Source organism: Pseudomonas sp. Pseusp21, assembly GCF_059492145.1.
On sequence record NZ_CP168520.1, the window covers coordinates 4,874,696 to 4,896,682 of the forward strand.

At 61.7% G+C, this 21,987-nt stretch carries 22 protein-coding genes; 11 read left to right on the forward strand and 11 right to left on the reverse strand.

What is annotated here, in order from left to right:
* Nucleotides 1-125: 125 nt before the first annotated feature.
* From nagE to ACEN93_RS22055, 7 genes are all read right to left on the reverse strand, one after another.
* Nucleotides 126-1,841: an N-acetylglucosamine-specific PTS transporter subunit IIBC gene (gene nagE, locus ACEN93_RS22025; protein WP_074691214.1), complete on the reverse strand. Its 1,716-nt coding sequence runs from the start codon at nt 1,839-1,841 to the stop codon at nt 126-128.
* A gap of 23 nt (nt 1,842-1,864) precedes the next feature.
* Nucleotides 1,865-4,378, reverse strand: a complete 2,514-nt coding sequence (gene ptsP / locus ACEN93_RS22030; protein ID WP_495610498.1) for a phosphoenolpyruvate--protein phosphotransferase — start codon at nt 4,376-4,378, stop codon at nt 1,865-1,867.
* A gap of 35 nt (nt 4,379-4,413) precedes the next feature.
* Nucleotides 4,414-5,436 carry an SIS domain-containing protein gene (locus ACEN93_RS22035; protein ID WP_139834502.1) on the reverse strand — a complete coding sequence of 341 codons (1,023 nt, stop codon included), beginning with the start codon at nt 5,434-5,436 and terminating at the stop codon, nt 4,414-4,416.
* A complete protein-coding gene (nagA, locus tag ACEN93_RS22040) occupies nt 5,417-6,523 on the reverse strand; it encodes an N-acetylglucosamine-6-phosphate deacetylase (RefSeq protein WP_495610499.1) in 1,107 nt (368 codons plus the stop codon). Before nagA ends, ACEN93_RS22035 begins: the two co-directional genes overlap by 20 nt.
* Before the next feature lie 30 nt (nt 6,524-6,553).
* A complete protein-coding gene (locus ACEN93_RS22045; protein ID WP_039769530.1) occupies nt 6,554-7,285 on the reverse strand; it encodes a GntR family transcriptional regulator in 732 nt (243 codons plus the stop codon).
* 330 nt (nt 7,286-7,615) lie between these two features.
* Entirely contained in the window at nt 7,616-8,131 is a 516-nt protein-coding gene (locus tag ACEN93_RS22050) for a L,D-transpeptidase family protein (protein ID WP_039769532.1), read from the reverse strand.
* Between the two features lie 102 nt (nt 8,132-8,233).
* Complete coding sequence (locus tag ACEN93_RS22055) at nt 8,234-8,785, reverse strand: NUDIX hydrolase (RefSeq protein WP_039769534.1); 552 nt, start codon at nt 8,783-8,785, stop codon at nt 8,234-8,236.
* A gap of 147 nt (nt 8,786-8,932) precedes the next feature.
* On the opposite strand from ACEN93_RS22055, the gene ACEN93_RS22060 reads away from it, so the two are divergent.
* The 5 genes from ACEN93_RS22060 (at nt 8,933) to purT (ending at nt 12,131) form a co-directional block, all read left to right on the forward strand.
* On the forward strand, nt 8,933-9,532 hold the full coding sequence (locus ACEN93_RS22060; protein ID WP_039769535.1) for a CoA pyrophosphatase: 600 nt from the start codon (nt 8,933-8,935) through the stop codon (nt 9,530-9,532).
* Nucleotides 9,533-9,579: 47 nt separating this feature from the next.
* A complete protein-coding gene (locus ACEN93_RS22065) occupies nt 9,580-10,104 on the forward strand; it encodes a gamma carbonic anhydrase family protein (protein WP_025112181.1) in 525 nt (174 codons plus the stop codon).
* Nucleotides 10,101-10,316 (forward strand): DUF1289 domain-containing protein, encoded by a 216-nt coding sequence (locus ACEN93_RS22070; protein WP_007954618.1) that lies wholly within the window; start codon nt 10,101-10,103, stop codon nt 10,314-10,316. Before ACEN93_RS22065 ends, ACEN93_RS22070 begins: the two co-directional genes overlap by 4 nt.
* A gap of 65 nt (nt 10,317-10,381) precedes the next feature.
* Nucleotides 10,382-10,849, forward strand: a complete 468-nt coding sequence (locus ACEN93_RS22075; protein WP_074691220.1) for a preQ0 transporter — start codon at nt 10,382-10,384, stop codon at nt 10,847-10,849.
* Nucleotides 10,850-10,949: 100 nt separating this feature from the next.
* Nucleotides 10,950-12,131, forward strand: coding sequence for a formate-dependent phosphoribosylglycinamide formyltransferase (gene purT / locus ACEN93_RS22080; protein ID WP_039769540.1), 1,182 nt, complete (start codon nt 10,950-10,952; stop codon nt 12,129-12,131).
* Nucleotides 12,132-12,173: 42 nt separating this feature from the next.
* Here purT and ACEN93_RS22085 read toward each other — a convergent pair whose 3' ends face one another.
* The 3 genes from ACEN93_RS22085 to ACEN93_RS22095 all read right to left on the reverse strand — a co-directional run bounded on the left by ACEN93_RS22085 (nt 12,174) and on the right by ACEN93_RS22095 (nt 15,792).
* Complete coding sequence (locus ACEN93_RS22085) at nt 12,174-13,490, reverse strand: MFS transporter (protein ID WP_495610500.1); 1,317 nt, start codon at nt 13,488-13,490, stop codon at nt 12,174-12,176.
* 235 nt (nt 13,491-13,725) lie between these two features.
* Nucleotides 13,726-14,967 (reverse strand): transporter associated domain-containing protein, encoded by a 1,242-nt coding sequence (locus ACEN93_RS22090; protein ID WP_495610501.1) that lies wholly within the window; start codon nt 14,965-14,967, stop codon nt 13,726-13,728.
* A 12-nt stretch (nt 14,968-14,979) separates the two neighbouring features.
* The gene (locus ACEN93_RS22095) at nt 14,980-15,792 is read right to left on the reverse strand and encodes a cytochrome C assembly family protein (RefSeq protein ID WP_039769548.1); all 813 of its coding nucleotides are present in this window, start codon (nt 15,790-15,792) and stop codon (nt 14,980-14,982) included.
* Between the two features lie 209 nt (nt 15,793-16,001).
* Between ACEN93_RS22095 and ffh the strand changes: the two genes are divergently transcribed.
* The 6 genes from ffh (at nt 16,002) to ACEN93_RS22125 (ending at nt 20,078) form a co-directional block, all read left to right on the forward strand.
* Entirely contained in the window at nt 16,002-17,378 is a 1,377-nt protein-coding gene (gene ffh, locus ACEN93_RS22100) for a signal recognition particle protein (protein ID WP_039769551.1), read from the forward strand.
* Between the two features lie 249 nt (nt 17,379-17,627).
* Nucleotides 17,628-17,879, forward strand: coding sequence for a 30S ribosomal protein S16 (rpsP, locus tag ACEN93_RS22105; RefSeq protein ID WP_003185073.1), 252 nt, complete (start codon nt 17,628-17,630; stop codon nt 17,877-17,879).
* A 5-nt stretch (nt 17,880-17,884) separates the two neighbouring features.
* A complete protein-coding gene (rimM, locus tag ACEN93_RS22110; protein WP_011332613.1) occupies nt 17,885-18,421 on the forward strand; it encodes a ribosome maturation factor RimM in 537 nt (178 codons plus the stop codon).
* A gap of 3 nt (nt 18,422-18,424) precedes the next feature.
* The gene (trmD, locus tag ACEN93_RS22115) at nt 18,425-19,177 is read left to right on the forward strand and encodes a tRNA (guanosine(37)-N1)-methyltransferase TrmD (RefSeq protein WP_039769553.1); all 753 of its coding nucleotides are present in this window, start codon (nt 18,425-18,427) and stop codon (nt 19,175-19,177) included.
* Between the two features lie 45 nt (nt 19,178-19,222).
* Nucleotides 19,223-19,573: a 50S ribosomal protein L19 gene (rplS, locus tag ACEN93_RS22120; protein WP_003175895.1), complete on the forward strand. Its 351-nt coding sequence runs from the start codon at nt 19,223-19,225 to the stop codon at nt 19,571-19,573.
* Nucleotides 19,574-19,664: 91 nt separating this feature from the next.
* Nucleotides 19,665-20,078 carry an acyl-CoA thioesterase gene (locus ACEN93_RS22125; protein WP_011332614.1) on the forward strand — a complete coding sequence of 138 codons (414 nt, stop codon included), beginning with the start codon at nt 19,665-19,667 and terminating at the stop codon, nt 20,076-20,078.
* A 27-nt stretch (nt 20,079-20,105) separates the two neighbouring features.
* Here the strand turns inward: ACEN93_RS22125 and ACEN93_RS22130 are convergent, their stop codons facing one another.
* Entirely contained in the window at nt 20,106-21,914 is a 1,809-nt protein-coding gene (locus ACEN93_RS22130) for a cation:proton antiporter (protein ID WP_495610502.1), read from the reverse strand.
* Nucleotides 21,915-21,987 lie beyond the last annotated feature (73 nt).

Sequence of the window (21,987 nt, forward strand, 5' to 3'; positions counted from 1 at the left end):
TTTGGTTTTAGCTTGCCCCTCGGAAGCTCCGGTCCTGCGGTGGTTGCTTCAAATGAAACAGGAAACCCGGCCTGGGCCGGGTCTCTTGTTTGTAATCGCTTAAAGTCAAAACTGGATGGCGACCATCAGACTTTTGCACTCACCTCACTCCGATTAACCAACCCCTCCAACGCCGCACTCAGGCTCTGCGCCCGATCCCCCACCAGCAAGTGCCATACGCCATCTTCCAGCGCGCTCACACCCAGACATCCAAGTTCTTTCAATCGGCTTTCCGACAGCGCTTTGCCATCGGCCAGTTGCAGGCGGATCCGGCTCATGGCGATGCAGTCGAGTTGCAGCACGTTGTCGCTGCCGCCCAGGGCGCTCAGCCATTGCTGGACCTGGGGTGCGGCTATAGCAACGGGCTCGCTGGTTTCGACGACGGCGACAGGAGCAGTCGCTGCGGCTCGGCCCAATGCGGGCATCGCCAGGCGGATTTCGTCGGCAATGCTGTCGGCCATCGGCCCGACGACCACCTGCAGACTGCCGCCCTTGCCCGGACGTACCACGGCCATTGCACCCAGTGCTTTCAAATCGGCATCGGAGGCTTTGTTGCGATCGACCATTTCCAGTCGCAGCCGCGTGGTGCACGCGCCGACGGTGACCAGATTCTCGGCACCTCCCAAGGCTTTGATGTACGCAGCGGCGCGCTCGTTTTCTGTCAGCACGGATTTCTCGGCAGCGGTCACGTCTTCACGTCCCGGCGTTTTCAGATTGAAACGGCGGATACAGAAGTCGAACACCGCGTAATAGATGACGGCATAAACCAGTCCCACCGGCACCACCAGCCAGCCGTTGGTGGAGCGTCCCCAACCCAGCACCATGTCGATGAAACCGCCGGAGAAGGTGAAGCCGAGGTGAATGTTCAGCGCATTGGTAATCGCCATCGACAACCCGGTCAGCAACGCATGCACCAGATACAGCAGCGGCGCCAGAAACATGAAGGCAAATTCGATGGGCTCGGTCACCCCGGTCAGGAAAGAAGTCAGGGCCATCGACAGGAAGATCCCGCCCATGACCTTACGGCGTTCCGGCAGGGCGTTGCGGTACATCGCCAGGCACGCGGCCGGCAGGCCGAAGATCATCATCGGGAACATGCCGGTCATGAACTGGCCGCCCTTGGGATCGCCGGCGAAGTAACGCGACAGATCGCCAGTGACCAGAGCACCGGTGGTCGGGTCGGTGAAGTTGCCGAACACGAACCACGCCATGTTGTTGAGGATATGGTGCAGGCCGGTGACGATCAGCAGGCGGTTGAACACGCCGAAGACGAAGGCGCCGAAGCTGCCGCTTTCCATCATCAGGCTGCCGAAGCTGTTGATGCCTTGCTGGATCGGCGGCCAGATGTAGCCGAACACCACGCCCAGACCGACCGCCGCGAACCCGGTGACGATCGGCACAAAACGCCGACCACCGAAGAAGGCGAGGTACTCCGGCAGTTTGATGTCCTTGAAGCGGTTGTACAGCGCGCCGGCCATCAGGCCGCTGACGATCCCGGCGAGCATGCCCATGTTGATGCTGGCGTCGAGCACCTTGAGGGTGGAGATCATCACCAGATAACCGATCACCCCGGCGAGGCCAGCGGTGCCGTTGTTGTCACGGGCGAAGCCGACCGCGATGCCGATGGCGAAGATCATTGCCAGGTTGGCGAAGATCACCTGGCCGGCGTCGTGGATGATCGCGATGTTCAGCAGGTCAGTGTCGCCCAGGCGCAGCAGCAGGCCGGCGATCGGCAGGATCGCGATCGGCAGCATCAGCGCGCGGCCGAGGCGTTGCAGGCCTTCGATGAAGAGTTGGTACATGGCGTTTGTCCTTGTTGTTTTTGTTAGCGCAGAGGCCAATGTTGATGACAGGCATGACGCACCGCGGCGGCGCTGCTCAGCTTGAGCAAGTCCCGGGCGAGGCGTTGGCATTCGGCTTCGTGCAACTGGCGCACGCGGTCCTTGATTTCGCCGATCTGTACCGGGCTCACCGACAACTCAGTCACGCCCAGGCCGATCAACACCGGCGTCGCCAGCGGGTCGGAAGCCAGGGCGCCGCACACACCGACCCAGCGTTTATGCACCGCCGCGCCTTCGCAGGTCATGGCGATCAGGCGCAGCAGCGCCGGGTGCAAGGCATCGACCCGTGCGGCGAGGCCGGCGTGGTCGCGGTCCATGGCCAGGGTGTATTGCGACAGGTCGTTGGTGCCGATGGACAGGAAGTCGGCGTGCTCGGCCAGTTGTTCGGCTTGCAGGGCGGCGGCCGGGACTTCGATCATCACGCCGATTTCCGGACGTTGATTGATGCCCAGTTCCAGACACAGCGCATCGACCCGCTGGCGGATGTGCAGCAGTTCGTCGACCTCGGTGACCATCGGCAGCAGGATCCGGCAACGCTGCAACGGGCTGACTTGCAGCAGCGCACGCAGTTGCTGATCGAGGATTTCCGGGCGGGCCTGGGCCAGGCGAATGCCGCGCAGGCCGAGCACCGGGTTGGCTTCCACTGGCAGTGGCAGGTAGTCGAGTTGCTTGTCGCCGCCGACGTCGATGGTGCGGATGATCACCGACTTGTCGCCCATGGCATCGATCACGGCTTGATAGGCAGCGCGTTGCTCTTCGACGTCCGGCGCAGTCTGGCGGTCGACGAACAGAAATTCGGTGCGCAACAGGCCGACGCCATCGGCGCCATTGGCAAACGCATCGGCCGCTTCATGGCTGGAGGCGACGTTGGCGACCACTTCGATGGATACGCCGTTGCGGGTTTCGGCCGGCAGATGGGCCTGGGCCTGCTGGGCGTCGCGCCGTTGTTGACGGTCGATTTGCGCCTGCTGCACTTCGGCCAGACGCTCGGCATTCGGCGTCAGCTCGAGGCGACCGCCGTCGGCGTCGAGGACCACCGACAGGCCTTGCGCTTGATCGAGCAGCGCCGAGCCCAGTGCGACCACGCACGGCAGGCCTTTGCCCCGAGCCAGAATCGCCACGTGGGAAGTCGCGCCACCTTCGGCCATGCACAAACCTGCGACGCCTTGCGCGCTCAGTTGCAGCAGGTCCGAAGGCGTCAGTTCGTGAGCGGCGACGATGGCGCCGGTCGGCACGTCGTAATGCCAGGCTTCGCCGAGCAGGGCGCGCAGCACTCGTTGCCTGAGGTCGCGCAGATCGTTGGCGCGCTCGGCCAGCAGTGGGCTGCCGGTGTTTTGCAGCACTTGGCATTGCGCATCGATGGACTGGCTCCAGGCGTGGGTCGCCGCCGTGCCGGTTTCAATCGATTGCTGGGCGGCGTCGAGCAAGGCCGGGTCTTCCAGCAAGGCCAGGTGCGCGGCGAAGATCGCTTCTTCGTCGGCATTGCGCTGTTTTTTCGCCTGGACGAGGGTGCCGTCGATTTCGTTGCGAACCTGATTCAGCGCGGTGTCGAGAATCTGTAGTTGATGCTCGGGCTGGTGATTGCCGGTGTCGGCCGGCAGGCTGATCGCGTTCAGACGAAACAGCGGCCCGCCCACCAGTCCCGGCGCGGCGCACACGCCGTGCAACACGCCAGCCTCGGCCGAGCGATTGCGTGGAGCGGCGGCAACCGGTGCGGCGGCATGATGGTCTTCGGGCAGTGCGGTGGCCAGCGCAGTGAGCAAGGCTTGCAGCGCAGCCTGTGCGTCCGGGCCCTGGCAACTGACTTGCACTTCGTCCTGCTCGCCAATCGCCAGGCCCATCAAGCCGATGAGGCTGTTGCACGATGCCGACTTGCCGGCGAAATGCAGCTGCGATTGGCTCTTGAACCCTTGCGCGGTCTGGCGGATCAACGCCGCCGGGCGCGCATGCAGACCGCCGCGATGGGCAACCTGCACGTGACCGAGAACTTCCGGGCCGCCGAGTTCTTCTGCATTCGCCGCTGTGCTGTGACGAGCGACGATGTGCAGCAGCGGCTCGCCGACCTTCACCGTTTTCAGGGTGATGGGGCGCGCCTGGAAATCCTGGCTGTTGGTCAGGATCAGCAGGCTGACCAGGCTTTTGCACTGGCGGCCGACCTTGTCCAGGTCATAGCGCAGCAGCGGCTGGCCATTGCTGACCCGCGCGCCTTCCTTGACCAGCATCGAGAAGCCTTCACCTTGCAATTCCACTGTGTCCAGACCGAGGTGCAGCAACAGCTCGGCGCCGTTGTCGGCGCGTACGGTCAGCGCATGGCCGGTGCGGGCGACGTGGATCACCAGCCCGGCGCAGGGCGAATACAGGGTGTCGTTCAGCGGATCGATGGCAATGCCGTCGCCCATCGCGCCGCTGGCGAACACCGCGTCCGGGACTTTGGCGAGCGTGAGCACCGGGCCGCTGAGCGGGGCGCTTAAAGTCAGCTCTTTATTGTTGTTGTGCATGGCTCGGTCTCATCAGGAAAACGTTCAGTTCGGACTCAGTGCGTACGGGTGACTTTGCTCAGGTGTCGCGGCTGATCCGGGTCCATGCCACGGGCCACGGCCAGACCGGCCGCCATCACGTAGAAACTCTGGATCGCCAGGATCGGATCGAGGGCCGGGTGTTCGGCGCGGCTCAGGGTCAGGTCGCGCTCGCTGACGTCATCCGGTGCGGCCAGCAGCACGCGGGCACCGCGCTGACGCATCTCGGCCGCCAGGCTCAGCAGACCGGCCTGTTCGGCACCGCGCGGGGCGAACACCAGCAACGGGTAATGTTCGTCGATCAAGGCCATCGGGCCGTGACGGACTTCGGCGCTGCTGAAGGCTTCGGCCTGGATCGCCGAGGTTTCCTTGAATTTCAGTGCGGCTTCCTGGGCAATGGCGAAACCGGCGCCACGCCCGATCACCATCAAACGCTCGCAATCGCGCAGGGCGTCGATGGCCAGGCTCCAGTCCTGTTGCGCAGCTTCGCGCAAGCCTTCGGGCAGGGCGTTGTGCGCTTCCAGCAATTCGCTGTCTTCTTTCCAGTGCGCGATCAGACGGGCGCTGGCGCTGAGGGTGGCGATGAAACTCTTGGTCGCGGCGACGCTGCTTTCGGTGCCGGCCAGCAATGGCAGGCTGAATTCGCACGCAGCCTCCAGCGGCGAATCGGCGGCGTTGACCATCGACACACTGAGCGCGCCACGTTTGCGCAGCAGGCGCAGGCTGTTGACCAGATCCGGGCTCTGCCCCGATTGGGAAAACGCGAACGCAACCTGACCGCTGACCTTCAACGGCGCCTGTTGCATGGTCACCACCGACATCGGCAGCGACGCCACCGGAACCCCCAGTTGCTGCATGGTCAGGTAGGCGAAGTAGCTCGCCGCATGGTCGGAGCTGCCTCGGGCGACGGTCATTGCCACTTGCGGCGGCTGACGGCGCAGGCGCCCGGCGATCTCGATCATTTGCGGGTCGAGCTGCTGCAGTTGGGCTTGCACGGCCTCGAACGAGGACAGCGCCTCCTCAAGCATTTTTGAAGTCAATGTCTTCTCCTTCGACCATGACGGCGGTCAGTGTGAGTGAGCGATCCAGCCGCACGCAGTCGGCCCAGGCGCCAGGTGCAAGGCGCCCGCGTTCGGTGATGCCGAGGTAGTCGGCGGGGAATTGCGAAAGACGCTGTGAGGCCTCGGCGATCGGCAGACCGATTTTCACCAGATTGCGCAGGGCCTGATCCATGGTCAGGGTGCTGCCGGCCAGCGTGCCGTCGGGCAGGCGCACGCCGCCCAGGCATTTGGTGACGGTGTGGCTGCCGAGCTTGTACTCGCCGTCGGGCATGCCGGCGGCGGCGGTCGAGTCGGTCACGCAGTACAGGCACGGAATCGAACGCAGGGCCACGCGGATCGCGCCGGGGTGCACGTGCAGCAAATCCGGAATCAGCTCGGCGAATGTGGCGTGGGCGAGGGCGGCGCCGACGATGCCCGGCTCGCGGTGATGCAGCGGGCTCATGGCGTTGTACAAGTGGGTGAAACCGGTGGCGCCGGCTTCGAGGGCGGCGACGCCTTCCTCGTAACTGCCGAGGGTGTGGCCGATCTGCATGCGGATGCCACGGCTGCTGAGTTCACGAATCAAGCCGTCATGGCCGGCGATTTCCGGGGCGATGGTGATCACGCGGATCGGTGCTAGCGCCAGATAGTCTTCGACTTCGGCCATCAACGCGGTGTGGGCGAAGTTCGGCTGGGCGCCGAGTTTGCCGGGATTGATGTACGGGCCTTCGAGGTGAACGCCGAGGACTCGGGCGGAGCCTTTCGGGCGCTGTTCACAGAACTCGCCGACTTCCTTGAGCACGCTGGAAATCTCGGCACTCGGCGCGGTCATCGTGGTGGCCAGCAGCGAGGTGGTGCCGAAGCGCACGTGGGTCTTGGTGATGGTCTCGAAGGCGCTGGCGCCCTCCATGATGTCCTTGCCGCCACCGCCGTGGACGTGCAGGTCGATGAAACCCGGCAGCAGATACGGCAAGTCATTGGTCGCCGGATCGCAAGGCTCGCCTTCGATCGACACGACTCTGCCGTGTTCGTGGATCAGCCGGCCGCGAATCCAGCCGCCAGCGGTGAGGATGTTGTCTTCAGACATTTCGCTTCTCTCGTTTGGCCTGGCTGCTGATCAGCGGCGAAGCTCTGCAACAAAGTCGTAGTAGTCGTTGCGGCAATAGGTGTCGGTGACTTCGATCGGCGTGTTGTCTTCCAGGTAGCCGACCCGGGTCATCAGCAGCATCGCGGTGCCGGGGGCGATGCCGACCAGTGCGGCGAACTCATCCGAGGCGTTGATGGCCTGGATGTGTTGCAAGGCGCGCACGATCGGTTTGCCGATGCTGTCGAGGTGTTCATAGAGGGAATCGCCCACCACCTGTGGCTTGGGCATGATCGAGGCGGGCAGGGTGCTCATCTCGATGGCCATCACGGTGTCGTCGGCTTTGCGCAGGCGTTTCATGCGAGCAACCTTGTCGTTCGGTGACAGGCCGAGGCGGATCAGTTCTTCGTGGGTGGGCAGGGTGATTTCCCGTTCCAGCCATTGCGAGCTGGGCACGAAGCCCTTGAGGCGCAGCATTTCGCTGAAACCCGACAAGCGTGACAGCGGTTGTTCCAGGCGTGGGGTGATGAAGGTGCCAGAACCTTGCAGGCGGCGGATCAAACCTTGGTCGAGCAGAACCTCCAATGCCTTGCGCGCGGTCACTCGGGAAATCCCCAGCAGTTCGCTGAGATTGCGCTCCGACGGCATCGCCTGTTCGGCTTTCCACTGGCCGGCATGGATCGCCGCTTCCAGGTTGCGCGCCAGTTGCAGGTATAGCGGCGTCGGCTGGGAGTCGTCGGGGCGTAGGGCGTGGAGGTCGTTCATGTAAGGCATTTCCGGCGCTGATGTAGGATTGTTGTCGCTCGGTTGTCGGGCGAAAACTAATACCACTTGCATACCATGTCAACGCGTCGGAAATGCCTGTAGGCCTATGGGTTCGAGGGTTTCAAGGTGGGTGGTTTCAAGTGGTATTAGAGGTGGACTGTAAAACGCAAAAGATCGCAGTCTGCGGCCGTTCTGGCGGGTGAAAGTGGTATCACCGTTCAGGCCTGGCCGCAGGCTGCGATCTTTTGAATTTATTTTTTACGGGCGACCAATGGTCAGGAGAAAGGGCCGCATCGCGGCCCGCAGAGAGCTGGCACCCTGGTGAAAGAATCAGGGGCGGATTTCGATCATCGTGCCATCCGGCACCAGGTTCCAGACTTCGCGCATGTCGATGTTGCGCATGGCAATGCAGCCGTCGGTCCAGTCGAGGGTGTGGAACAGTTGTTCCGGGGTGTCCTCGGAGTCGGGTGTGCCATGGATCATGATCATTCCGCCAGGCTCGACGCCTTCGCGCCGTGCGCGGGCGGAGTCGCTGATGTTCGGGTAGGAGATGTGCATCGACAGGTTGAATTTGTCACTGGTCTTGCGCCAGTCGATCCAATAGAAACCTTCCGGTGTGCGTTTGTCGCCTTCAATCAGTTTCGGGCCTTTTTTCGCCCCTTTGCCCAAGGAAATACGATAGCTCTTGAGTGGCTTGCCGTCGGCTATGAGCTGCAGTTGATGAGCCGATTTGAGCACCAGTACTTTTTCGATGAATGGGGTGTTCGAAGGCGTCACGGTGGTCACGAATGACGCTTGGGAGGCGGTGACGAATGACAGGCAGAACAGGGCAAGCAACCAGCGCATTGAAACGATTCCCCGGAAATGAAGCAGATACTTTATTTATAGATAGTGTGCAGGCGCTGTCGCGGGCTGCGTTAGCCGGTTATCGGCCGGCCGCCGCCGAAATCAAGTGATGGCCGGTTGAGCGAGCGGCGGGATCGATTCGGAGCGAACCGGATAGACCTCGACGCGCCGGTCAGCGAAGAAGCATTCCAGAGTACGGCCCACCGTGCGGAAAGCCAGCTCGTCCCAGGGAATGTCTTTCTCGTCGAACAATTGCACTTCCAGGCTTTCGGGTCCGGCGGCGAAGTCCAGATCCGCCAGCTCGGCGCGGAAAAACACATGCACCTGACTGATGTGCGGCACGTCGATCAGGGTGTAGATGCTCAGGTTGCGCACCCGGGCGCAGGCTTCCTCGGCGGTTTCGCGGATGGCGGCCTGTTCGATGGTCTCGCCGTTCTCCATGAAACCGGCAGGCAGGGTCCAGTAACCGAGGCGTGGCTCGATGGCGCGGCGACACAGCAGGACCTTGGTGCCCCAGGTCGGTACACAACCGGCCACGATATTGGGGTTCTGGTAGTGAATCGTCTGACAGCTGTCGCAGACGAATCGCAGCCGCGAGTCGCCTTCGGGAATGCGCTGGGTCACCGGGTTGCCGCACTGGCTGCAAAATTTCATGCTGGGGTTCCTGAATGCTGCGCCTATCTTGGCGTGCAGCGGTGTCAGTCGGCAAGTTGTCGTTTCGCGACATGACCCCCGTTCGGGGGTTGGGCGGTCGCAATGATTGGTGCATGATGCAGGGTAAGGCACCGATCGAGAACACTTATGCTGGACGAGCTACTGCACCGGGTAAGCAATCACACGCCGCGCACGCTGGAGACCGACACGCGTTTCCCCGAGGCCGCTGTCCTGGTGCCGATTACTCGCAGTGACGAACCCGAACTTGTCCTCACCCTGCGGGCCAGCGGCCTTTCGACCCACGGCGGCGAAGTCGCCTTCCCCGGTGGACGACGGGATCCGGAAGACCCGGACCTGGTGTTTACCGCTCTGCGTGAAGCCGAAGAGGAAATCGGCCTGCCGCCGGGACTGGTCGAAGTGATCGGTCCGCTCAGCCCGCTGATTTCCCTGCATGGCATCAAGGTCACTCCGTATGTCGGGGTGATTCCCGATTTTGTCGAATACCAGGCCAATGATGCCGAGATCGCTGCGGTGTTCAGTGTGCCGCTGGAGTTCTTCCGCAAGGATCCGCGCGAACACACCCACCGCATCGACTATCAGGGTCGCAGTTGGTACGTGCCGAGCTATCGTTACGGCGAATACAAGATCTGGGGGCTGACGGCAATCATGATCGTCGAGTTGATCAACCTGCTCTATGACGCCAGAATCAGCCTGCATCAACCGCCCAAAAGCTTCATCAATACCTGAAGCCATCCTTCGAATGGCCAGCCATCGTGAGCCCTGAGGAAAACAAGATGAAATACCGCCTGGGCGACGCCCGAGTCGACACCCATCCGCAGAGCTGGGTCGCCCCCAATGCCGTGCTGGTGGGCAAGGTCAGACTGGAAGAGGGCGCCAACGTCTGGTTCAACGCCGTGCTGCGCGGCGACAACGAACTGATCCTGATCGGCAAGAACAGCAATGTTCAGGACGGCACGGTGATGCACACCGACATGGGCTATCCGCTGACCATCGGCACCGGCGTGACCATCGGCCACAACGCCATGCTCCACGGCTGCACGGTCGGCGACTACAGCCTGATCGGCATCAACGCAGTCATTCTCAACGGCGCGAAGATCGGCAAGAACTGCATCATCGGCGCCAACTCGCTGATCGGCGAAGGCAAGGAAATTCCTGACGGCTCGCTGGTGATGGGCTCGCCGGGCAAGGTGGTGCGCGAACTCACTGAGCCGCAGAAGAAAATGCTCGAAGCCAGTGCCGCGCACTATGTGCATAACTCCCAGCGCTATGCGCGCGATCTGGTCGAGCAGGAAGAATGACAACCCCGGAAAGACCTGTCGCCTCGCCGTGCGTGAGCATTTGCGCGCTGGACGAAGACGATATTTGCACCGGTTGCCAGCGCACGGTCGAGGAGATCACTCGCTGGAGCCGCATGACCAATGATGAACGCCGGGTTGTGCTCGGGCTGTGCCATGAGCGGGCCAAGGCCAGTGGCCTGGTCTGGATGATCGGCAAAACGCCGGGGCAATAGCCGATTTGATTGGCGTCATCGAAGGGCTGAAGTAACCTGTGCGCCAAATTGACAGGTCACGGCCCATGATTTTCCTCATCTCTTACATCAGCAGCGTCGTGCTGATCAACTTCGCCTTCTCCACCGCGCCGCACCTGGACATCATCTGGTCGGCCTGGGGCGGGTTGGTGTTCGTGCTGCGCGACATGGTGCAGACCCGTTTCGGTCATGGCGCGATCGTGGCGATGCTGGCGGCACTGGTGCTGTCTTATGTCACGTCCGATCCATCGATTGCGCTGGCCAGCGCCACGGCGTTCGCGGTCTCCGAGTGCATTGACTGGCTGGTATTCACCATCACCAGGCGCCCGTTGCGCGACCGCTTGTGGATCAGTTCGGCGCTGAGCATTCCCCTCGATACCTTCATCTTCTTTGGCATGATTGACCTGCTGACACCGCCGGTGCTTATCACCGCGCTGGCCTCGAAGTTCGCCGGTGTTACCGCCGTCTGGCTGATCATGGCCTGGCGCGAACGCAAACAGGCTGTCGCCGGCTGAAGCCAAACCCTCAGGTTCATGTAAAATGCCGCGCTTTCTCCCCATGGAAAGCGCGTCTGGCGTTGCTTTCCTCGATGATCCGCTTCTTTGAGGACCTGAGATGACCCGTATCGGAACTCCATTGTCGCCGACCGCGACCCGCGTATTGCTGTGTGGCTGTGGTGAGTTGGGCAAGGAAGTGGTGATCGAGCTGCAACGCCTGGGCGTTGAAGTGATCGCCGTTGACCGCTACGCCAATGCGCCGGCCATGCAGGTTGCCCATCGCAGCCACGTGATCAACATGCTCGACGGCGCCGCCCTGCGTGCAGTGATCGAAGCCGAGAAGCCGCACTTCATCGTGCCGGAAATCGAAGCCATCGCCACCGCCACCCTGGTCGAACTGGAAGCCGAAGGCTTCACCGTGATCCCGACCGCTCGCGCCGCGCAACTGACCATGAACCGCGAAGGCATCCGTCGACTGGCTGCCGAAGAGCTGGACCTGCCGACTTCGCCGTACCACTTCGCAGACACCTTCGAGGATTACAGCAAGGCCGTTCAGGACCTCGGCTTTCCGTGCGTCGTAAAACCGGTGATGAGTTCTTCGGGCAAGGGCCAAAGCCTGCTGCGCAGCGCCGATGACGTGCAGAAAGCCTGGGATTACGCGCAAGAGGGCGGTCGCGCCGGCAAAGGTCGGGTGATCATCGAAGGCTTTATCGATTTCGACTACGAAATCACTCTGCTGACCGTGCGTCATGTCGGCGGCACGACGTTCTGTGCTCCAGTCGGCCACCGTCAGGAAAAGGGCGACTATCAGGAATCCTGGCAGCCTCAGGCGATGAGCCCGGTGGCGCTGGCTGAATCCGAGCGCGTTGCCAAAGCCGTGACCGAAGCGTTGGGCGGTCGTGGCCTGTTCGGCGTCGAGCTGTTCATCAAAGGCGATCAGGTGTGGTTCAGCGAAGTGTCGCCGCGCCCGCACGACACCGGTCTGGTGACCCTGATTTCCCAGGACCTGTCGCAGTTCGCCCTGCACGCCCGGGCGATCCTCGGTCTGCCGGTGCCGCTGATCCGTCAGTTCGGCCCATCGGCTTCGGCGGTGATTCTGGTGGAAGGCCAGTCGACCCAGACCGCATTCGCCAACCTCGGTGCTGCACTGAGCGAGCCGGATACCGCGCTGCGTCTGTTCGGCAAGCCTGAAGTCAATGGTCAGCGTCGCATGGGTGTTGCGCTGGCGCGTGACGAGTCGATTGAAGCGGCCCGCGCCAAGGCGACCCGTGCTTCCCAGGCTGTTGTTGTAGAGCTGTAATCACGCCATCTGATCGCTCCCGCCCGGGAGCGATCTTTGCGCTTACACCACCTGATTCAGGTCGTTATTGCGCGTCTCCTTCAGGCACAGCACAGCGATCAAGCTGAGCACCGCGGCCGCCGACACATACCCGCCGACGTAACTCAAACCACCCATCGCCACCAGTTTCTGCGCGAAGAACGGCGCCGCCGAGGCTCCGACGATGCCGCCGAGGTTGTAGGCTGCCGATGCGCCGGTATACCGCACGTGCGTCGGAAACAGTTCCGGTAGCAATGCTCCCATCGGGGCGAATGTCACGCCCATCAGGAACAGCTCGATGCACAGGAACAGCGCCACGCCCCAGGTCGATCCCTGAGTCAGCAGCGGCTCCATCAGAAACCCGGAAAGAATCGCCAGCACACCGCCGACGATCAGCACCGGTTTGCGTCCGTAACGATCACTGGCCCATGCCGACAGCGGCGTCGCGGCCGCCATGAACAGCACCGCGAAGCACAGCAGTCCGAGGAAAGTCTCGCGGCTGTAACCCAATGTTGATACGCCATAGCTCAGGGAAAATACGGTCGAGATGTAGAACAGCGCGTAACACACCACCATGGCGGCGGCGCCCAGCAGCGTCGGCGCCCAGTATTGGCTGAACAGCTCGACCAGCGGCACTTTCACTCGTTCCTGGCGGGCAATGGCATTGGCGAACACTGGGGTTTCGTGAAGCTTGAGGCGCACGTACAGCCCGACCATCACCAGCACGGCGCTGAGCAGGAACGGAATCCGCCAGCCCCAGCTGCGGAATTGATCGTCGCTCAGGCTCATGGCCAGGGTCAGGAACAGGCCGTTGGCGGCCAGAAAACCAATCGAAGGGCCAAGTTGCGGGAACATGCCGAACCACGCCCGTTTGCCTTTCGGGGCGTTTTCGGTCGCCAGCAGCGCCGCGCCACCCCATTCGCCCCCCAATCCCAGGCCCTGGCCGAAGCGCAGCACGCAGAGCAGGATCGGTGCCCAGGCGCCGATAGTGTCATAACCCGGCAGCACGCCGATCAGCGTGGTGCAGACACCCATCAGCAGCAGTGAGGCCACCAAAGTGGATTTACGCCCGATGCGGTCGCCGAAGTGGCCGAACAGCGCCGAGCCCAGCGGTCGGGCCAGGAAGGCGATGCCGAAGGTAAGAAATGCCGAAAGCATCTGCGCCGTGCCGGAGGTCTGCGGGAAGAACACCGGCCCGATCACCAGCGCAGCAGCGGTGGCGTAGACATAGAAATCGTAGAACTCGATGGCCGTGCCGATGAAGCTTGCCGTGGCCACGCGGGTGGCGGAGTTGGCCGGTTGGGCAGGCGTGGTGTCGCTGTAAGCGGTACTGGTCGTCATGCGGTGATCCCTGACAGTCATGAGCTCCGTTGGAGCGAATTATTATGGTCGAACACCCAGGGATGTGGGATGAGGCGCGATCGCTGCTTCAGGTAGGAACAGTCGTCGGTGTGATGCGGATATTGCCGATGAACCGGCCGGAACCAGTCGGGTGCGGGGTAAGCACGCGGTTCGGCGGGGCTTGGGTAAGCCCCGCGATTATAGGAAGGTGGCTAACGATTGAACAAGAGGCTGCCTAGCGAACAGGGGCGAGCGCAGGGGCCGAGGAGGTGTGCCAGATCAGGACCTTGCTGACCCGGTTCTCTTCAGTTTCGAGAATCTCCAGCCGGTAGCGGCCGATCTTCAGGCAGACCGCGCTTTCCGGGATGGTTTCCAGCGCTTCGGTCACCAGGCCATTGAGGGTCCGGGGGCCGTCGCTGGGCAGGTGCCAGCCCAGGCATTTGTTCAGTTCGCGGATCGACGCCGCGCCATCGATCACCATGCGGCCATCGGCTTGCGGGTGGATGTGCGGGTTGTCGAGGCTGTGCTCGCTTTCGAATTCGCCGACGATCTCTTCGAGAATGTCTTCCAGGGTGACAATCCCCAGTACTTCGCCGTACTCGTCCACCACCATGCCCAGCCGCCGCTGCTGCTTGTGGAAGTTCAGCAGCTGCAGTTGCAGCGGGGTGCTTTCGGGAACGAAGTAGGGCTCGTAACTGGCCGCCAGCAAGGCTTCGCGGGTCAGGTTGCCATTGTCCAGCAAATGGCGGACCTGCCGGGTGTTGAGCACCGCCTCGACCTGATTGATATCGCTGTGAAACAGCGGCAGACGAGTACGACGGTTGTGGCGCAGTTGCTCGGTGATTTCTTCGATCGGATCGTCGAGGTTGATGCCGTCGACATCGCTGCGCGGCACCAGAATGTCGTTGACCGTAATGTTATCCAGCGCATGGATGCCCGAAACCGGGTGCGGGCGCACTGGATGATCGGGGTCATCATGACGCTCCGCCGGCACATCGTCTTCGCTCTGTTGCACCACCTGGGCCTTGCGGATGAACGGGCGCATCAGCAAACCACTGACGCGGCTGAGCAGCCAGGCAAGCGGGTAAACGACCTTCAGCGGTACTGCCAGCAGCGTATTGCCGAACGACAGCACCGCATCCGGATAACGCTGGGCAAGGGCGCGGGGGAAATAGTCTGCAAAAACCAGCAGCAGGGCGCCGGCGCCAAGGCAAGCCGCCCAGGGGCCGTTTTCTTCACAGAGAAAGATGGCCAGCAGCGTGGCCAGGATGACGGCGAGGGCGCGGCACAGGGTATTGCAGAGGATCAGGCTGTCGAGCGGGAAGCTGAGCTTCGCCAGCGGCTTGTCGCTGGCGCGGGAAGCGGTGCGTTGCGCGAGCAGGTGCTGTTGCGCCGCTTCGACGGCGGTAAACAGCCCCGACCAGAGAATCAGCAGGGCAAATACCGCGAGCATCGGCCCTATGGGCAAACCGTCCATTTACGCCGCCCGTCAGATGTGCAGGATGTATTCACGGACCAGTTTGCTGCCGAAATACGCGAGCATCAGCAGGCAGAAACCGGCGAGGGTCCAGCGGATTGCCTTGTGTCCGCGCCAGCCGAGGCGGTTACGGCCCCACAGCAGGACGCTGAACACGATCCAGGCCAGGCAGGCCAGCAGGGTTTTATGCACCAGATGCTGGGCAAACAGGTTCTCGACGAACAGCCAGCCGGAGATCAACGACAGCGACAGCAATGTCCAGCCAGCCCAGAGGAAGCCGAACAGCAGGCTTTCCATGGTTTGCAGTGGCGGGAAGTTCTTGATCAGCCCGGACGGGTGCTTGTGCTTGAGCTGATGATCCTGCACCAGCAGCAACAAGGCCTGGAACACCGCGATGGTGAACATGCCGTAGGCGAGGATCGACAACAGGATGTGCGCGAGGATGCCCGGTTCTTCATCGATGATCTGCACCGTACCGGCCGGCGCGAACTGCGCCAGCAGCACCGTGATCGCACCCAGCGGGAACAGCAGCACCAGCAGGTTTTCCACCGGAATCCGCGAGCAGGCGAGCAGGGTCAGGGCAATGACCGCCGCAGCGATCAGGCTCGAAGCGCTGAAGAAATCCAGGCCTAGACCGATCGGTGTCAATAAATGCGTAAGCAGGCTGGCGCTGTGGGCCAGCACGGCGAGAACGCCGAGCGAGACCAGCAGGCGCTTGTTGGCCTTGGCGCCAGTGGCCAGGCGGGTGCCCTGATAGAGGGTCGCAGCGGCGTAGAGAAGGGCGGCGGCGAGGGTGGTCAGCAAACTCGGTGACAAGGGGAGCATAAATCCTGTTAGGCAAGCCCGAAAGGGGCTGAGTTTGGCATAGAACCGCCGTTGCACGAAAGACCGGCAAGCTGACAGCGAGGTGTCCGCCAGCCGCAGTCTTCGCTATAATCCGCGACCTGCCCACGCCGCAGGCTCGCCGAGCACATGTTGATTCCGGTCTGGGCCGCCATTATCCCGGTCTACACAGGGCCTGAAAGGATCGCGCAATGTTTGAAAACTTAACCGACCGTCTCTCGCAGACGCTGCGCCATGTCACTGGCAAGGCGAAGCTGACCGAGGACAATATCAAAGACACCCTGCGCGAAGTGCGCATGGCGTTGCTCGAGGCCGACGTCGCCCTGCCGGTGGTCAAGGACTTCGTCAATTCGGTCAAGGAGCGCGCTGTCGGCACCGAGGTGTCGCGCAGCCTGACGCCGGGCCAGGCGTTTGTGAAGATCGTCCAGGCCGAACTCGAAAGCCTGATGGGCGCGGCCAACGAAGACCTGAACCTGAGCGCCGTGCCGCCCGCCGTCATTCTGATGGCCGGTCTGCAGGGCGCGGGTAAAACCACCACCGCCGGCAAGCTCGCGCGCTTCCTTAAAGAGCGCAAGAAAAAGTCGGTCATGGTCGTGTCGGCGGACATCTACCGTCCTGCTGCTATTAAACAGCTGGAAACCCTGGCCAACGACATCGGCGTGACGTTCTTCCCGTCCGACCTGAGCCAGAAACCGGTCGACATCGCCAGCGCAGCTATTAAAGAAGCAAAACTGAAATTCATCGACGTGGTCATCGTCGACACCGCCGGTCGTCTGCACATCGACGAAGAGATGATGGGCGAGATCAAGGCGCTGCACGCCGCGATCAACCCGGTCGAAACCCTGTTCGTGGTCGACGCCATGACCGGTCAGGACGCGGCCAACACGGCCAAGGCCTTCGGTGATGCGCTGCCGCTGACCGGCGTGATCCTGACCAAGGTCGACGGTGATGCCCGTGGCGGTGCCGCGCTGTCCGTTCGCGCTATCACCGGCAAGCCGATCAAGTTCATCGGTATGGGCGAGAAGAGCGAAGCGCTCGATCCGTTCCATCCTGAGCGTATCGCTTCGCGGATCCTCGGCATGGGCGACGTGCTCAGCCTGATCGAACAGGCTGAGGCGACCCTCGACAAGGACAAGGCCGACAAGCTTGCTAAAAAGCTGAAGAAGGGCAAGGGCTTCGACCTCGAAGACTTCCGCGATCAGCTGCAACAGATGAAGAACATGGGCGGCCTCGGCGGGCTCATGGACAAGCTGCCGAGCATCGGCGGCGTCAATCTCTCGCAAATGGGCAATGCCCAGAGCGCCGCAGAGAAGCAGTTCAAACAGATGGAAGCCATCATCAATTCCATGACCCCGGCCGAGCGCCGCGACCCTGAGCTGATCAGCGGTTCGCGCAAGCGCCGGATCGCCATGGGTTCCGGCACCCAGGTGCAGGACATCGGTCGCTTGATCAAGCAGCACAAGCAGATGCAGAAGATGATGAAGAAATTCTCCGCCAAGGGCGGAATGGCGAAAATGATGCGCGGCATGGGTGGAATGTTGCCCGGCGGCGGCATGCCAAAGATGTAAAAGAACTCGCCGGTCGTCGCACCGGCGCAGTCCCGCAAGGAAGCGGGATCCACAGCAAACCCGCACTCGGCGGGAGCTGACTGGCCGTTTTGAACGACGGCCCCATATGCAAATCTGCACGGCATGCCACAGGCGCCGGAAAAAGTCATTTGCAAAAGTCCGGATATTCCTTAGAATATGCGGCCTTTCGGGCACCCATGCCCGCTGTGCATTTAGATTTGCAGCACCGACTACAGGAACGATGTTCACATGCTAACAATCCGTCTTGCCCTTGGCGGCTCCAAAAAGCGCCCGTTTTACCACCTGACCGTAACCGACTCCCGCAACCCGCGTGACGGTTCCCACAAAGAACAGGTTGGCTTCTTCAACCCTGTTGCCCGTGGTCAGGAAATCCGTCTGTCCGTGAACCAAGAGCGCGTTGCCTACTGGCTGAGCGTTGGTGCACAGCCTTCTGAGCGTGTTGCTCAGTTGCTGAAGGAATCTGCCAAGGCTGCAGCCTGAGCAGTATGAGCGCGACGCCAGAAAAAGCTGATGATCTGATCGTTGTCGGCAAGATTTTTTCGGTTCACGGCGTTCGCGGCGAGGTGAAGGTCTTTTCCTTTACCGATCCGATTGAAAACCTGTTGGGCTATCGCAACTGGACGCTTCGGCGCGAAGGCGTGGTGAAACAGGTCGAGCTGGTCAGCGGCCGATCCACTCAAAAGGATCTGGTTGTGAAGCTCAAAGGCCTCGACGATCGCGATGAAGCCCGTCTTCTGAGCGGTTACGAGATTTGCATCCCGCGAAGCCTTTTGCCCGACCTGACCGCCGACGAGTACTACTGGTACCAGTTGGAAGGTCTGAGCGTCATCAACCAGGACGAACAATTGTTCGGCAAGGTTGATCACCTGTTGGAGACCGGCGCGAACGATGTATTGGTGGTCAAGCCCTGCGTTGGCAGCCTGGATGATCGCGAGCGGTTGTTGCCCTATACGGAGCAATGCGTGCTGGCAATCGACCTGGAAGCAGGCGTGATGAGGGTGGAATGGGACGCGGACTTCTAAGCAATGGCCAGCCTGCGCGTAGACGTCATTACGCTGTTCCCCGAGATGTTCTCGGCCATCAGTGAGTACGGCATTACCAGTCGTGCGGTCAAGCAGGGGCTCTTGCAGCTGACCTGTTGGAATCCGCGGGATTACACGACGGATCGACATCACACTGTGGACGATCGCCCGTTTGGCGGTGGTCCGGGCATGGTGATGAAGATCAAGCCCCTGGAAGATGCACTGGTTCAGGCCAAGGCAGCAGCCGGGGAGGCGGCGAAGGTGATTTACCTGTCCCCCCAAGGCCGTCAACTGACTCAGTCGGCGGTACGCGAACTGGCGAAATCGGATGCATTGATCCTGATTGCCGGTCGCTATGAAGGCATTGACGAGCGCTTTATTGAGGCTCATGTCGATGAAGAGTGGTCGATTGGTGACTATGTGTTGTCTGGCGGCGAGCTGCCGGCCATGGTCATGATCGATGCGGTTACACGACTGCTGCCCGGAGCTTTAGGGCATGCGGATTCCGCTGAGGAAGATTCCTTTACGGATGGTCTGCTGGATTGCCCGCACTACACCCGACCTGAGGTGTATGCGGATCAGCGTGTTCCCGACGTGTTGCTGAGTGGCAATCACGCGCATATCCGGCGTTGGCGTTTACAGCAGTCCCTTGGCAGGACCTTTGAACGACGCGCCGATCTTCTGGAAAGCCGCTCGCTTTCTGGAGAAGAGAAGAAGCTGCTCGAGGAATACATCCGCGAGCGGGACGATAGTTAACAACGTATCGATGGTAGATCAGACGATTTACCTTAGGAGCACAGCATGACCAACAAAATCATCCTTGCACTCGAAGCAGAGCAGATGACCAAAGAAATCCCTACCTTTGCCCCAGGCGACACCATCGTCGTTCAGGTGAAAGTGAAGGAAGGCGATCGTTCCCGTCTGCAAGCGTTCGAAGGCGTTGTAATCGCCAAGCGTAACCGCGGCGTGAACAGTGCGTTCACCGTTCGTAAAATCTCCAACGGTGTTGGCGTAGAACGTACTTTCCAGACCTACTCCCCGCAAATCGACAGCATGGCTGTCAAGCGTCGCGGTGACGTACGTAAAGCCAAGCTGTACTACCTGCGCGACCTGTCGGGTAAAGCAGCTCGCATCAAGGAAAAACTGGCTTAAGTCCAGCTTCCGATGCAGAAAAAAGCAGCCTACGGGCTGCTTTTTTGTTGCCCGCAATTTATCCACCGCATTTCTGTTTCAGGCCTGACCCATGACCCCTCGCGAGCAAGAAATCGAACGCCGCACCGAACTCTCGGTGACCCGCGTGACCAAGGCGGTGTTCCCGCCGACCACCAACCACCACAACACCCTGTTCGGCGGCACTGCGCTGGCCTGGATGGACGAAGTGTCGTTCATCACCGCCACACGGTTTTGCCGTTTGCCGCTGGTGACGGTGTCGACCGATCGCATCGACTTCAATCACGCGATCCCGGCAGGTTCCATCGTCGAGCTGGTTGGGCGGGTGATCAAGGTTGGCAACACCAGTCTCAAGGTCGAGGTGGAAGTGTTCGTCGAAAGCATGAGCTGTGACGGGCGTGAGAAAGCCATTCATGGGCAGTTCAGCTTTGTTGCCATCGATGATGACAAGCGTCCGGTGCCGGTGCTGCCGGGTTTCGCGGCCTGATCCAGCACCGGGCCGCGATTCGATCTGTCAGGCGCTGACATTCTCCGGCTGAATCAGCGCCACCAGCGTCCACCCCGGCCCCGGCTTCAACACGGTTTCCGGCGTCACGACATGCACCCAACCGCTGTCATCGCGCATGAACAGCAGCGTCGCGCGATTGCCATGCAGCGCGCGGTAATCGTCCCAGCCAAACCCGTCCGTCAGCGTCGTGCTGTAAAGATCGGCACCTTGCCCCAGTTGACTGGCGAGTCTGGCGTAAGTCAGCGCCTCGCTCCCCAGTTGGTTGCCGCGATGTTCAAGGCTGGCGCGGTGCTTGTCGCTGCGCCGGCTTTCCTGACCGCTGGCCAGCCCGAACAACCGCTGATGGCCAAAGTCATGACGAAAGCGCATGGCCGCCAGTGTATTGAGTTCGCCCGACGGTGACAGCGCCAGCAAATGCCCCAGTCCGACCAGGTCCAGATGCGCATCGGCGTGCTGTGAGGCCGGATTGCCGAAGTAGGTCGGCAAGCCATCCATGCGCGCGGCGCGGATATTTTCCCAGCTTGAATCCGTCAGCAGCACCCGGCTGCCCAGCTGTTGCAGCGACTTGCCGAGCAGGCGCGCGGGCCCGTTCGCCCCGACGATCAGGAAGCCGCTGGGCGCTGGTTCCGCAACTTTCAGCAGCCGGGCCAGTGGCCGGGCGGTCGCACTTTGCAGCACGACGGTGCCGATGATCACGGCGAATGTCAGCGGCACCAGCAACAGCGCGCCTTCATGGCCCGCTTCATCAAGGCGAATCGCAAAGATCGCCGAGACCGCCGCCGCGACGATCCCGCGCGGGGCAATCCAGCACAACAGCGCACGTTCACGCCAACTCAGGCTCGAACCGGCGGTGCTCAGCACCACGTTCAACGGTCGGGCGATCAGCTGAATCACCAGCAACAGGATCAACACCAACGGCCCGAGACCGATCAACGCGTTCAGATCCAGTCGTGCCGCCAGCAGGATGAACAGTCCGGAAATCAGCAGCACGCTGAGATTTTCCTTGAAGTGCAGGATGTGCCGCACATCCACCCCCTTCATGTTCGCCAGCCACATGCCCATCAACGTCACCGCCAACAGCCCGGATTCGTGCATGACCTGGTTGGCGGCGATGAATATCCCCAGCACCGCGGCGAGCGATGCCAGATTGTGCAAATACTCCGGTAGCCATTGGCGCCGGATGATCGTGCCGAGCAGCCAGCCACCGGCAACGCCGAACGCACTGCCGCAGACAATCACACCACCGAAGGTCAGCAGACTCTGTTCCAGGCCGTGGCCTTCGGCCCGGGCGATGATGAAGCTGTAGACCACCACCGCGAGCAGCGCGCCGATCGGGTCGATCACAATCCCTTCCCAGCGCAGGATGTTGGCGATCGAAGCCTTCGGCCGCACCACGCGCAGCATCGGCACGATCACGGTCGGCCCGGTCACCAGGGTCAGGCTGCCGAACAGGATCGCCAACAGCCAGTCGAAGCCCAGCAGCCAGTGGGTCGCGACCGTAATCACTACCCATGTCGAGAGCGCACCGATTGTGACCAGCCGATGCACGACGCTGCCGATCTCGCGCCATTCCGACAGGTGCAGGGTCAGGCTGCCTTCAAACAGAATCAGCGCCACCGCCAGCGACACCAATGGCATCAGCAACGGGCCGAACATTTCCTGCGGGTCGAGCCAGCCCAGCACGGGGCCCGCCAGAATGCCGGTCAGCAGCAGAAACAGAATCGCCGGCAGCTTCAGGCGCCAGGCGAGCCATTGGCAGCCCAGTGCGGCAGCGCCGATACCACCGAAAGCCAACAGAATTTGCTGCTCGTTCATTGAAGCTCCCTGTTCCTTGAAATAGCGGGCTATGAAAGACTAGCGGCCATTTCAACCGTTCACTCTTTATTTG